General features: G+C 50.7%; 12 protein-coding genes. 6 read left to right on the top strand and 6 right to left on the bottom strand.

Annotated features, from left to right (window positions below; all coding sequences use genetic code 11):
• Positions 1 to 49: 49 nt before the first annotated feature.
• The 3 genes from atpG to ACO05E_RS07770 all read left to right on the top strand — a co-directional run bounded on the left by atpG (position 50) and on the right by ACO05E_RS07770 (position 2,833).
• On the top strand, positions 50 to 910 hold the full coding sequence (gene atpG, locus ACO05E_RS07760; RefSeq protein ID WP_419812405.1) for a F0F1 ATP synthase subunit gamma: 861 nt from the start codon (positions 50 to 52) through the stop codon (positions 908 to 910).
• Positions 911 to 948: 38 nt separating this feature from the next.
• Complete coding sequence (gene atpD / locus ACO05E_RS07765) at positions 949 to 2,343, top strand: F0F1 ATP synthase subunit beta (protein ID WP_419812406.1); 1,395 nt, start codon at positions 949 to 951, stop codon at positions 2,341 to 2,343.
• A gap of 61 nt (positions 2,344 to 2,404) precedes the next feature.
• A complete protein-coding gene (locus tag ACO05E_RS07770) occupies positions 2,405 to 2,833 on the top strand; it encodes a F0F1 ATP synthase subunit epsilon (protein WP_419812407.1) in 429 nt (142 codons plus the stop codon).
• 69 nt (positions 2,834 to 2,902) lie between these two features.
• On the opposite strand, the gene ACO05E_RS07775 is transcribed toward ACO05E_RS07770, so the two are convergent.
• Positions 2,903 to 3,763 (bottom strand): hypothetical protein, encoded by an 861-nt coding sequence (locus tag ACO05E_RS07775; RefSeq protein WP_419812408.1) that lies wholly within the window; start codon positions 3,761 to 3,763, stop codon positions 2,903 to 2,905.
• 122 nt (positions 3,764 to 3,885) lie between these two features.
• Complete coding sequence (locus ACO05E_RS07780; protein WP_419812409.1) at positions 3,886 to 4,863, bottom strand: hypothetical protein; 978 nt, start codon at positions 4,861 to 4,863, stop codon at positions 3,886 to 3,888.
• A 221-nt stretch (positions 4,864 to 5,084) separates the two neighbouring features.
• Between ACO05E_RS07780 and ACO05E_RS07785 the strand changes: the two genes are divergently transcribed.
• Positions 5,085 to 5,342 carry a type II toxin-antitoxin system Phd/YefM family antitoxin gene (locus ACO05E_RS07785; RefSeq protein ID WP_419812410.1) on the top strand — a complete coding sequence of 86 codons (258 nt, stop codon included), beginning with the start codon at positions 5,085 to 5,087 and terminating at the stop codon, positions 5,340 to 5,342.
• Positions 5,339 to 5,614, top strand: a complete 276-nt coding sequence (locus ACO05E_RS07790) for a type II toxin-antitoxin system YafQ family toxin (protein ID WP_255858212.1) — start codon at positions 5,339 to 5,341, stop codon at positions 5,612 to 5,614. Before ACO05E_RS07785 ends, ACO05E_RS07790 begins: the two co-directional genes overlap by 4 nt.
• Positions 5,615 to 5,744: 130 nt before the next feature.
• Here ACO05E_RS07790 and glyS read toward each other — a convergent pair whose 3' ends face one another.
• From glyS to ACO05E_RS07810, 4 genes are all read right to left on the bottom strand, one after another.
• Positions 5,745 to 7,826, bottom strand: coding sequence for a glycine--tRNA ligase subunit beta (gene glyS / locus ACO05E_RS07795; protein WP_419812411.1), 2,082 nt, complete (start codon positions 7,824 to 7,826; stop codon positions 5,745 to 5,747).
• 18 nt (positions 7,827 to 7,844) lie between these two features.
• Positions 7,845 to 8,852 (bottom strand): glycine--tRNA ligase subunit alpha, encoded by a 1,008-nt coding sequence (gene glyQ, locus ACO05E_RS07800; protein WP_419812412.1) that lies wholly within the window; start codon positions 8,850 to 8,852, stop codon positions 7,845 to 7,847.
• A gap of 158 nt (positions 8,853 to 9,010) precedes the next feature.
• A complete protein-coding gene (locus tag ACO05E_RS07805) occupies positions 9,011 to 9,715 on the bottom strand; it encodes a sensor histidine kinase (RefSeq protein WP_419812413.1) in 705 nt (234 codons plus the stop codon).
• Positions 9,712 to 11,247: a tetratricopeptide repeat protein gene (locus ACO05E_RS07810; RefSeq protein WP_421722730.1), complete on the bottom strand. Its 1,536-nt coding sequence runs from the start codon at positions 11,245 to 11,247 to the stop codon at positions 9,712 to 9,714. Before ACO05E_RS07810 ends, ACO05E_RS07805 begins: the two co-directional genes overlap by 4 nt.
• Before the next feature lie 286 nt (positions 11,248 to 11,533).
• On the opposite strand from ACO05E_RS07810, the gene ACO05E_RS07815 reads away from it, so the two are divergent.
• A complete protein-coding gene (locus ACO05E_RS07815; protein ID WP_419812415.1) occupies positions 11,534 to 12,442 on the top strand; it encodes a lysophospholipid acyltransferase family protein in 909 nt (302 codons plus the stop codon).
• Positions 12,443 to 12,460 lie beyond the last annotated feature (18 nt).

A 12,460-nucleotide genomic window follows, 5' to 3' on the forward strand; every position in this document is an offset into this window, starting at 1 on the left:
GATTACCCCGGCGCCAGCTGGATTCACTAAGAAAACGTAGGACAGTCTTATGGCAGTCGGAAAAGAGATTAAAGAGCAGATATCGAGTGTTCAAAGCACGCAGAAAATTACTTCAGCTATGGAAAAAGTGGCTGTAAGTAAGATGCGTCGCGCTCAGATGCGCATGCAACAGAGCCGTCCATACGCGGATAAAATCCGTGATGTGATTGGTAACCTGGCGAATGCTGCACCTGAATATCGTCACCGTTATATGCAAGACCGCGATGTTAAGCGTGTTGGTTATATCGTGGTGTCTTCCGACCGTGGCTTATGTGGTGGCCTGAACAACAACATGTTCAAGACCGTCGCTAAAGAAGCTCAGGACTGGAAAAACAAAGGCGTAGAAGTTGACTTCTGTGCTGTCGGCGCCAAAGCCGGCCTGTTTTTCAACAGTTTTGGCGGCAACGTAGTAGCGGCAAAAGCCCATTTGGGTGATGCGCCTGAGTTAGCCAGCCTGATCGGAGCGGTTAAGGTAATGTTGGACGCATACGACGAAGGTAAAATCGATCGTCTGTTCATCGTTTATAACCGTTTTGTAAACACCATGACCCAAACGCCGACTTCAGTGCAGTTACTGCCACTGAAGGCGAAAGAAGACGATTCCCTGAAACGCCAGTGGGGTTACATCTACGAGCCAGCGCCTGAAGAGATTATCGAAGGCCTGTTGATTCGCTACGTAGAATCCCAGGTGTACCAAGGTGTAATTGAGAACAACGCCTGTGAACAGGCTGCACGTATGTTAGCGATGAAAAACGCTACCGATAACGCGGGCAGCATGATTGACGACCTGAACATGCTTTACAACAAGGCTCGTCAGGCAGCAATTACTCAGGAAATTTCAGAAATCGTAAGCGGTGCCGCGGCTGTATAAGCCCGGGATTCAAGGTTTAAGATTAAGAGGAACCGAAAATGAGCGGATCTATCGTACAGATCATCGGTGCCGTTATCGACGTGGAATTCCCACGCGACAGTGTACCTAAGGTCTACGACGCCCTGACCGTTGATGGTACTGAAACTACTCTGGAAGTTCAGCAGCAGCTGGGTGACGGCGTAGTTCGTACTATTGCAATGGGCTCAACAGAAGGTCTGAAACGTGACCTTCCTGTAACAAACACAAACGGTCCTATCTCCGTACCAGTAGGTACTGAGACTCTGGGTCGTATCATGGACGTGCTTGGCCGTCCTATCGACGAATGTGGTCCTATCGGTGAGAAAGAAGTTGCTTCTATTCACCGTGCAGCGCCATCTTTCGACGAGCAATCAAACTCCACTGACCTGCTGGAAACCGGTATCAAGGTAATTGACCTGGTTTGCCCATTCGCTAAAGGTGGTAAAGTGGGTCTGTTCGGTGGTGCCGGTGTTGGTAAAACCGTAAACATGATGGAGCTGATTAACAACATTGCGAAGGCACACTCCGGTCTGTCTGTATTCGCAGGTGTTGGTGAGCGTACTCGTGAAGGTAACGACTTCTACTACGAGATGGCTGAATCCGGTGTTGTAGACCTGGAAAACAAGCCAAACTCTAAAGTAGCCATGGTTTACGGCCAGATGAATGAGCCTCCAGGTAACCGTCTGCGTGTTGCTCTGACGGGTCTGACCATGGCTGAGAAGTTCCGTGACGAAGGTAAAGACGTACTGTTGTTCGTTGACAACATCTACCGTTACACCCTGGCGGGAACCGAAGTATCTGCACTGTTAGGCCGTATGCCTTCAGCGGTAGGTTACCAGCCAACTCTGGCAGAAGAGATGGGCGTACTTCAGGAGCGTATTACCTCCACGAAGACTGGCTCTATTACTTCTATCCAGGCGGTATACGTACCTGCGGATGATATGACTGACCCAAGCCCGGCGACTACCTTCGCTCACTTGGACTCTACCGTATCTCTGTCTCGTGACATCGCTTCTAAAGGTATCTACCCGGCGATTGACCCACTGGCGTCTACTTCTCGTCAGCTGGATCCACTGGTTATCGGTAACGAACACTACGACATCGCGCGTGGCGTTCAAGGTGTACTGCAGCGCTACAAAGAGCTGAAAGACATCATTGCGATTCTGGGTATGGACGAACTGTCTGACGAAGATAAGCAGCTGGTTGCCCGTGCACGTAAGATCGAGCGTTTCCTGTCTCAGCCATTCCACGTGGCAGAGATCTTCACTGGTGCGCCTGGTAAATACGTGTCTCTGAAAGAAACCATCCGTGGTTTCTCCGGCATCCTGAACGGTGAATTCGATGAACTGCCAGAACAAGCGTTCTACATGGTAGGTACCATCGACGAAGCTGTTGAGAAAGCGAAAAACATGTAATTGGGCTGGCGGCTCACAACTCACTGAGTAGCGAGCCGCCTCTCTAACTGAGGATACGACTATGGCGATTACCGTCCACTGCGATATCGTCAGCGCCGAAGAGAACCTGTTCTCTGGCCTGGTAGAACGCGTAGTAGCTCACGGTGAACTGGGTGATCTGGGTATTGAACCTGGCCACACAGCACTGCTGACTCCGCTGAAACCTGGTCCAATCCGCATTGTTAAACAAGGCGGTGAAGAAGAGGTTGTTTACGTCTCTGGCGGTTATCTGGAAGTACAGCCCAATTGTGTTTCTGTTCTGGCGGATACCGCTGTTCGCGCTGGTGACATCGACGAAGCGGCTGCATTACAAGCCAAAGAACACGCACTGAAAGCCATGGAAAATCAGGGTGCAGACTTTGATTACTCCCGTGCGCTGACTCAGCTGGCCGAGGCCGCAGCACAACTGCGTACTATCCAGCAGATTCGTGAAAAACTGGGTAAGCACTAAGCTTCTCTGTTTACGCGAATAAAAAAACCGGCCTTGGCCGGTTTTTTTATGTCTGTTTTATTCTGAATATCAAAACTCAGCAATATGCACTGATTTCTGATATTCAGCTTCGAGCTCAACAGCGTGTTGATAACGCTGCTGGGAATTCCCGGCTTTGCTCTTCGGAAACTCCGATTCTTTCATGCCGCTTTTGCGTGCCCAACTCTCCAGATAATCAACACGGTGCTTTTGCCAATGGCACAAGTGTTGTTTCGATGGAGATACCACCAGTTGCTGTTCCACCTGGTTTTCATCCAGGTAGCGGGCGCTGACCCAGCTCATCAATGGTGCTTGCTCGTTGACAGACAGCAATACCCAGAAACTACGATCCATTTTGGGCGGGATAACCAGTTGTTGCGACAAAATATGATTCGACTTCTGACCTTTTGGCGCTGATGCAGATTGAGCTGAGTGGCTGATCTCTGTTGCTTTATTATTGGTTCGTTCGGCCAGATACATTGCCGCCGCGGCAGACTGAACATCTTGATCGTCGCTACTGACAATAGCGACGGCAGAGACCGTTTGTACCGCGAGGCGTGCCATTGCTGCGTTGTGTGTTTCACGTTGTTCTTTCAGAGATTGAGCGTCAGCCCAGGCCAACAAGTTTTTACCGCCAACGGGGGAAAACTGGCTCGAGGCGCCGTACGGGAAAGTCAGGCTGAGGTTATTTAACTCTTTCCAATCGCTGCCGGGGTTATGCACAGAAAAAACCAGATAGCCCAGATAATCGCTGCACAGATCCGGACGAAAGGTTGCGGATACGTGCAGTGGCGCTGATTCGCCTTGAGTCAGAGAAACGTATTTAGCTTCGGGTCCAAGCTTTGAGGAGGCGCAGCCTGTTAATAGTGCTACCGGTATCAGTGTTAACAGAGTCCTTTTGTTTTGCAGCATCGGTCATCTTCCTGTTGGCCGTAAATAGCGCCTAGATTATTTGCTGAATGTGTCAGGAATATGAAGCTGTAGAGAGGCAAAAAGCAGCCGTTAGCGGCTGCTTTATCGTGACGGAGGTGTACTCAGTTTGCGGCTGAGTTGGTCACTTCAAACTGGCTAGCGGCATACTGGCCATCTGGTAATTGAGTCGGCAGTTTGTACTGGTCATTGGTTAAAATGCTGTAAACCGCGGCATCACGAGTGCGCACCAGATCCGCTGTATTCAGCTGCCACTCATCCTGAATTTGCTCCAGACGACCGTTAAACTGTTGTGCACCCAGAACAGAAGTTAGCGCCCAGTAAGTGTACTCGGTCACCATACAATCGTATTCACAGGTATCGTCGTCATAGGTGTACCAGGCATCGTTTGGATATGAATCCGGCAGCTCTAAGAAGCGACCTCCACGTGCAGCGTCCATTGCGTCGGCAATGGCGGAATCCGGCTCTTCACCAAATACGTCCGGATACACCTGAGCGTAACCCACATGAGTAATCAGATGTAATACTTCTTCCAGTGTGCCATCAAACTGACCACCGGCTGATCCCGGATTGACTTCATCGGCCAGCAGATCCTGAATGGCATCACCGCCTTCGGGTTCTTCTGCGCTATCATCGTCGTCTTCCGATGAACCCATATCGGCAATATCGAACAACTGACGGAATAAGGTCTCAAGTTCATCGCCATCAGCGGCCATCAACAGGCGGGCTTTGGATTGTACCAGCTGGTCGACAACGGCCTGGTTATCTGCGTTGCCGTCTTCGTCATTATCCAGATACTCTGCCATCACATTGGCGGCATGTAATAGCTTGTCATCGGGAGTTGTGGCACTGCCAGCTAAGGTGATACCAAATACGCGAGTCGTTTTAGGGAAGAGCTGATTGAGCCGCGCTTCATCAATGCCATCATCGCCACTATCACCATTACCGCTATCGCCACTATCAACATTGCCACCATTGGGCGTTTGTGGAGCAGCTGGATTTGTATCATTGTCGTCGTCACTGCCGCAGCCAACCAGGCTGGTTGAGAGTAATGCAGCAAGGAGCCAGTGATTGAATTTCATAAAGTCTTCCCGTCGTGATTAAACAGTCAAAGACAGTGTAGACTGGCACCAAACAAAGCTTGTTGGTTTTAAGTAATAATTTGTTGTGCGGCGGCAGGCTTTTGCAACGGCTGGTGATGTTTACGGTATTGTTATCCTGCGGTTATAAAAATCATACCGATCTGGAGAGGATGATATACAATGCGATTAATCGTACGATTTAAAGTATTCAGGAGTTCAACATGCAAAGCATTACTGCCAATGAGCTGAAAACCAAAGGCATCGGTGCGATTGAATCCAGTGTTTCTGAAACCGGCGAAGCCATCATCAGCGTGCGTGGCAAAAACCGCTATGTTGTTCTGGACATTGAAGAATACGAAAAGTACCGCGAGTATGAGCTGGAAGTTGCATTGCAGGAAACCAAAGCAGATATCGCTGCCGGGCGTTATCAGGCTGAAAGCGTTGAACAACACATGAAGCGTATGGATGAGGATTTGTGACTTACCGGCTGCTGTTCTCAGACAGCTATAACAAACGGGCGAAGAAATTCTTAAAGCGGCATCCACAAATACGCAGTCAATATCAGAAAACGCTGGAGTTACTCACTCTCAACCCACTCCACCCGTCACTGAGACTCCATAAATTGAGTGGTCGCCTGGAAGGCCTCTCATCTGTCTCCATTAATATGCGTTACCGCATCACCCTGTACTTTGAGATCACGGAAGAAGGCATCGTGTTAGTGGATATCGGAGATCACGATCAGGTGTACTAACTACCTTGAGAAACTCCGCTACCGCCTCATTGATAGGAGTTGAATTGCGCCATAAAAAAACCTCGGGCAGTGGATACTGGCCGAGGTTTTGTTTGTGTGGCTAAAGGTGCTGATCAGCCTTGCTATGCAATCAACCCTGCTGCAGCAGCGAGATATCCGCAATGGCAATAAACAAGCCTTGCAGCTGTTTCAGTAACGCCAGACGGTTGTTTTTAACGGCTTCGTCATCGGCCATCACCATTACGTTATCGAAGAAGGCATCAACCGCATCACGCAGGCCAGCCAGAGAAGCCAAAGCTTCTTTGTATTTGGCGTCGGCTAACAGCGGCTGAACTTCCGTTTGTTTTTCCGCAACCTGAGCAGCCAATACTTTTTCTGCCTCTTCGCTTAACAGAGCTTCGTTAACGTCAGCTACAACAGACTCGCCGCCATTCTTCGCCAGAATATTGGATACCCGCTTATTGGCTGCTGCCAGTGCCTGGGCTTCTTCCATGGCGGAGAAGCTGTTAACCGCTTGTACGCGGTTGTTGATATCTAACGCGTTGCTTAAACCTAAAGCACGTACTGACTGGAACACTTCAGTGGCAATGCCTTCGTCTTTATACCAGGCTGAGAAACGCTCCAGCATATAGTCGATCAGAGTGGCTTTGGTTTCGGCTTTTGGCGCGGTTTCCCAATTAGATTCCAGTGCCCAATCGATCAACTGACCTAAGTCGATGTTGATGTCTTTCTCCACCAGAATACGCAGTACACCCAGAGACGCACGGCGTAAAGCAAACGGGTCTTTCGAGCCGGTTGGAATCTGGCCCAAACCAAACAGGCCAACCAGGCTGTCGATCCGATCAGCCAGGGCAACACATAAGCCTGCCTGAGTCGCAGGCAGTTCGTCACCCGCGAAGGCTGGCATATATTGTTCCTGCATCGCTGCGGCAACGTCGGCGTGCTCGCCATCGTGCTGAGCGTAATAGGTGCCTGCAATGCCTTGTAAATCGGTGAACTCATACACCATGTCGGTTAATAAGTCGGTCTTACACAGCTTGGCGGCACGTTGAGCCAATGCGTTATCGGCACCAATTGCGCTGGCTACTTTATCCGCCAGCCCAACGATACGATCGGTTTTGTCTTTCAGTGTACCCAGCTTGTTCACCCAAACCATGGTCTCCAGTTTTGGGTAACGGCTTTCCAGCGATTGTTTACGGTCGGTATCCCAGAAGAAAGCGGCATCGGCCAGACGTGGGCGAATCACTTTTTCGTTACCGGCAATCACTTGCTGTGGATCTTTCGATTCGATATTGGTCAGGGTGATAAAGTTGGGCAGCAATTTGCCGTTGCTGTCTTCCACATGAAAATATTTTTGGTGTTCTTTCATCGAAGACACCAGCGCTTCACTCGGTACACGCAGGAAGTCGTCGTCGAATTTGCCTGCCAGTGCGGTTGGCCATTCGTTCAGACCGGTGACTTCATCGAGCAGGTCTTCGTCGATGATGGCAACACCACCCAGCTCTGCACCTTTGGCCGTTACCTGTTGGCGAATCAGTTCTTGACGCTCGTTGTAATCGGCAATCACATACGCATCGCGCATGGCTTGTTGGTAATCCGCGCTGGAGGTGATGGTGATGTCCTGATTGGCGTGGAAACGGTGACCACGGGACTGGTTGCCGGAAGTAACACCTAAAATTTCGGCGTTAACCACCTGCTCACCAAACAGCATCACTAACCACTGCACCGGGCGCACAAATTCGTTACGGCTGGAGCCCCAACGCATACGTTTGGCAATCGGTAATTTATCCAGAGAGCCCTGAACAATGCCTGCTAACAGATCAACCGTGGCAGCGCCTTCGATACGGCGAGAGACTTTTAATTTGCCGTTTTCTTCGCTGGCGTCGGCCAGGTCGATACCAGCCTTTTTGGCAAAACCTTCTGCCGCTTTGGTGGGTTTACCATCGGCATCAAAAGCGATGTTGGCTGGAGGGCCCCACAGTACGTCATCGCGGTCGTCTTGTTTGTCAGCCAGGTTGTTGACCACCACTGCCAGACGACGAGGTGAGGCAAACGATGTCACGTCGATATTGTTTGCTAAGCCCGCTTCTTTCAGGCCGTCTTCGATACCTGCTGTGAAGGCATCGGATAGTTTCTTCAGCTGAGTGGGTGGTAATTCTTCAGTACCTAATTCCACCAGGAAACTGTTTGTTACATTTGTATTTGTGCTCATTTTCAATTCCCCTCGCTCTTATTTCGCAGCTGCTTTCTTGGCTGCCTTTTTCGCCGCTTTTTCAGCGGCTTCTTTCTCTACAGCGGCGGCTAATGCCAGCACTTCTTTGCGCAGATCTTCAGGCGCCAGAGGGAACTCAAGAGCACGACGGGATTGGAAGTAGGCTTCAGCCACAGAGCGAGCCAGAGTACGTACACGCAGGATATAACCCTGACGCTCGGTCACGGAAATAGCGTGACGGGCATCCAGCATGTTAAATGCGTGGGAGGCTTTTAATACTTTTTCGTAAGCTGGCAGTGCCAGACCAGCTTCGATTAAACGAGCACAGTCTTTTTCATATTGCTCAAACGACTGGAATAAGAAATCAACGTCGGCGTGTTCAAAGTTGTAAGTCGACATTTCCACTTCGTTCTGGTGGAACACATCGCCGTAGGTTACCGCGGAACCATCCGGGCCATAACACCATACTAAGTCGTAAACCGAATCCACTTCCTGAATGTACATGGCGATACGTTCCAGGCCGTAAGTGATCTCACCGGTCACCGGATAACACTCTAAGCCGCCGACCTGCTGGAAGTAAGTAAACTGAGTTACTTCCATGCCGTTGAGCCACACTTCCCAGCCCAGACCCCAGGCACCTAACGTTGGCGATTCCCAGTTGTCTTCAACAAAGCGCACATCATGGACGTTGGTATCGATACCCATGACGCGCAGGGATTCCAGATACTTCTCCTGAAAATCCAGCGGCGATGGTTTCATCACGACCTGAAACTGATAGTAGTGTTGCAGACGGTTGGGGTTTTCACCATAACGGCCGTCGGTTGGGCGACGACATGGCTGAACATAAGCCGAGTTCCAGGATTCCGGGCCGATAGCACGCAAAGTGGTGAAGGTGTGGAAGGTGCCGGCGCCCACTTCCATATCAATCGGTTGGTTGATAACACAGCCCTGTTCGGACCAGAACTCTTGCAGGGCAGCAATCAGGCCCTGGAAGGTTTTAATATCGTGGCGGCTTGGTTCAGACACTGCTCGACCTTCTTTCAATAACTTTGATGAATAATCATTTGAAGATTCTCGAATGATAGGTGTTATTCGAGAATTTAGAGGGTCGAGAGTATAGCAGTGCAGAGCGGGGTGTTAACAGGGCTAAGGTCTTGCTTTCAGGCGCACTTTCAATTGCTTCTTCAAGGTAGGTACAGCCTGACTTCAGCTCCGTCAGCCGGAGGATTACCAGTCCCATCAAGCGGGTGATCGAGCGAGGAATAATTCGCCAGTTGAAGACGGCCTTTGTTTTCGCCCTGTTGGTGGTACTGACAGATCAGCTCAACAAAGAACAAACCCAGCCCACCCATGTCCGATTTGGTGCTGCTGATTTCACCGTCGAGTACTTCACTGGCAAAGCCCGGGCCGTTGTCACGCACGCTAATTTCCAGACCAGTATTGGTCTCCGTCGCGTCAAACCAGATCGCCTTGGCGCCGGCCTGAGCGCTGTTGGTAATTAACGTTACCAATGCCAGTTGCAACAGGGTTTCGTTATAAAACCCCTGACAGTCGATATCGCTATTATTGTGAAAGGTAATGGATGGAAACTGCAGGCTGGTGGCTTCAATGGCATCACTGATAGTGTCGCGTGGCCAGGCATCGTCCAGCGGAAAATGAGCGGCTTCCTGCAGGCGGTTCTCCGGCAGCTGACTTTCCTGAAAGCGATACAGCGCGATCAGTTGTAGGGAGTCGTTTTTCAGCCGGTTAGTGCGTTGCAGAATCGGGGTTAATTCCTGATGGTACTCGGGCGGAATCCGGCTCAGTGCCTGCTGTTCAAAATCCAGTAAGGATTGCAGCTGATTTTTTAAATCGTGTACCACGGCGGCCTGTAATTGGCTGAGCTTCATATACCCGCCGCTCTTTTTAATCGACCATAGGTTTGTTTCAGCTTGTTGTAACGGGCATAGCGCTCGTCGCTCTCCCCCATCGGGCCAATGCGCTTAAACAACTGATAGCAGTCCTTAAGCTGGGCGATATCCATTTTCTGGTCTTCGATGTAGCTGATTTTGGCCTGAATTGAATTCAGTAGCACACTGATACCGGCCTCTTCATAGCTGGTAGCGTTGTCAAAAGCATCAATGGCTTCGACTAATAAGCCTTTTTCATACGCCTCTACCCCCTGACTGTTGAGATCGGCGGTGTATTCACGAATGGCAACCTCGTTCAGATTGCCTTCAAGGTCTTTCAGTCGTTGGCTGTGATTGTCATCCAGCCCTTCGGCCTTCAGTTTTCTCATCAGCTTTTTGGCTTTTACATGCTGGCCGGTATCAATATAGGCTTCGGTCATCAGCAACTGCTGATTGGCATCCGGTTGCTCGATCTGATCCAGCAATTCTTCGGCGCGGTTGGCCGATTGTCGTGCGCCATCACTGTTGTTGGTACTGACATAGGTTTTGCCTTCAACAATGCTGGTTTCAAACATCACCTCGGTTTCACCGGCATAGTCCTGACGTAATTCTTCAATCACCCGGAAGGCTTTGTCGATACGGTTTTTATTGGCACGGCTGTGGTCGTCGGTGATGTGGTGCTGCACCGCGTGAGCGAACTGCAGGTAGTTTTTCGAACTCTTGTAACAGGAATGGCGGCCGAGGCGAATGGCTTGTTCGAAGGCGGCTTCGGCTACCACAAAATCCTTATTCTGACAGGCCAGTTTGCCCAGTTCTATTTGTCGTAATACCGCTTTGGGGGAAATCTCGATGGCTTTTTCCAGCTGCTCCTGAGCCTGCGGATAATCCCCCAGCGACTGCAAAATCCGCGCGGCCCAGTCATAACACTGAACATACATCGGATGTTTTTGCAGATTCTGCTTTAACAATGCCAGAGCACTGTCAGAGTCACCCAGATGATGCAGGCAAATCGCCTGCCCCAGCCGCGCCCATGAAACCGAGCGCACATTCAACAACTGAGAATACACCTTAATGGCGTCGTTAAAGCGCTGCTGGCGAATGTATAACTTGCCCAGAATACGGGTGATAGGCATCAGTAGCTTGGGTTGTTCGGCTAGTAGTAACTCAGCCTGTAAGATGGCTTTTTCAGTCTTTCCGGCGTCCATCGCCTGATTAATGGCCCGCAGCTGGTTTTTGACATTAAGGATTCGTGTCAGGCGCTCGCGCAGCATATTCAGGGTAAAAGGTTTGGTGATATAGGCATCGGGTTCGTACTCCAGTGCTCCCATCACCATATCGACGGCATTTTCTCCGGTTACCAATACAAACAGCGAGGTGGCCTTTAAACGATTGGTATAACGTGCTTCTTCCAGTACCTGCTGGCCGTCTTTGCCCTTGCCCAGATTGTAATCAGAAAACACCATGTCATAAGACTGCTCCTGAATAAACGCCGACGCTTCACGGCCATCGGTGGCCGTATCATATGCTGGCAACCCAGAGTGGTCATCATTTTCTTTAACGCACTGCGTGCTTCAACCAGATCATCAACGATCAGGATGCGTTTATCTTTTAAGGAGTTTTCCAGATTAATCATAAGCGGCCCAAAGTCTCTCTTGTGAGTCTAGCAGGCTGGGGGAAAACTACCCGTTGGGCAGCGGATAACTGCCCGGCCTTGCTCTCTGCCCTGTACTTGGAAGCGGCGTATGGCAAGACTGTTTCTACTTGCGCCGCAGCGATCAGCCCTTAAACTGCGGGCAACAAGTAATACTGAGGTGTGTTGTGGATTCTTTTCTGGGTTATCTGGCCATTAGCCTGATTCGTTTGTTAGGCAAAGCATCACTGTCTGTTGCCCAGTCGGTGGGTGCGCTGGTGGGAAAATGGCTGTTGCTGCGCCGTACCCGGGAAAGAGAAGTGGCTCGGGTGAACTTTGATCTGGTGTACCCGGATCTGAGCCCCGCCGAGCGCCAGCAACTGTTAACCGATACCCTGATTGAAACCGGCAAGGTACTGGGAGAAACCGGCCCGATGTGGGGCTATGCGCCGGAGAAAGCCGCGGCCCTGATTCGCCGGGTTCATCACAAAGAACGCTACGATGAGCTGATGGCCCATGATGGCGGGAAATTATTGCTGGCCCCGCACCTAGGCAACTGGGAGCTGGTGAATACCTATGTTGCATCATTAGGCGATGAAATGACGGCGATGTACAAACCAACCGGCAATCAGCGCTTTAATGACTGGATGATCAGCCGTCGCGAGGCCGGAGGAAGCCGCCTGGTGCCAACGGATACCTCGGGCGTTAAAGCCTTGCTGGTGGCGCTGAAGCGCAAACGTTTGGTGGGCGTATTGCCGGATCAGGAACCAAAACGTATTGGTGGTGTGTTTGCCGATTTTATGGGACAGACGGCGCTGACACCTAAGATGCCACTGGATCTGATTAAGCGCACCGGGGCCAAAGCCTTGTTTGCCTTTGCCAAACGACTGGAGCATGGCGAAGGGTTTGAGATCTATTTTATCGAACCCGATGAGGAAATTTATTCAGCGGATCTGGAGCAGGCCGCTGCTGCAATGAACCGTTCGATTGCCCGCTGTATCGAACATTGCCCGGCGCAGTATCAGTGGACCTATAAGCGCTTTAAGCGTCAGCCCGAAGGGCAGCCGAATCCCTATAAAGTGGCCAAGGTGCCTTAACCCTTCCAGAGCCGAGCA

The sequence above is a fragment of the Bacterioplanoides sp. genome, from assembly GCF_965226395.1.
In the GTDB taxonomy this organism is placed as follows: Bacteria; Pseudomonadota; Gammaproteobacteria; order Pseudomonadales; family Oceanobacteraceae; genus Bacterioplanoides.

Bases quoted from the DNA above. Each gene is read 5' to 3' on its own strand.
- ACO05E_RS07775 (WP_419812408.1), bottom strand. From the start codon at position 3,763: ATGCTGCAAAACAAAAGGACTCTGTTAACACTGATACCGGTAGCACTA.
- atpG (WP_419812405.1), top strand. From the start codon at position 50: ATGGCAGTCGGAAAAGAGATTAAAGAGCAGATATCGAGTGTTCAAAGC.
- ACO05E_RS07770 (WP_419812407.1), top strand. From the start codon at position 2,405: ATGGCGATTACCGTCCACTGCGATATCGTCAGCGCCGAAGAGAACCTG.
- atpD (WP_419812406.1), top strand. From the start codon at position 949: ATGAGCGGATCTATCGTACAGATCATCGGTGCCGTTATCGACGTGGAA.
- ACO05E_RS07785 (WP_419812410.1), top strand. From the start codon at position 5,085: ATGCAAAGCATTACTGCCAATGAGCTGAAAACCAAAGGCATCGGTGCG.
- ACO05E_RS07780 (WP_419812409.1), bottom strand. From the start codon at position 4,863: ATGAAATTCAATCACTGGCTCCTTGCTGCATTACTCTCAACCAGCCTG.
- ACO05E_RS07805 (WP_419812413.1), bottom strand. From the start codon at position 9,715: ATGAAGCTCAGCCAATTACAGGCCGCCGTGGTACACGATTTAAAAAAT.
- glyS (WP_419812411.1), bottom strand. From the start codon at position 7,826: ATGAGCACAAATACAAATGTAACAAACAGTTTCCTGGTGGAATTAGGT.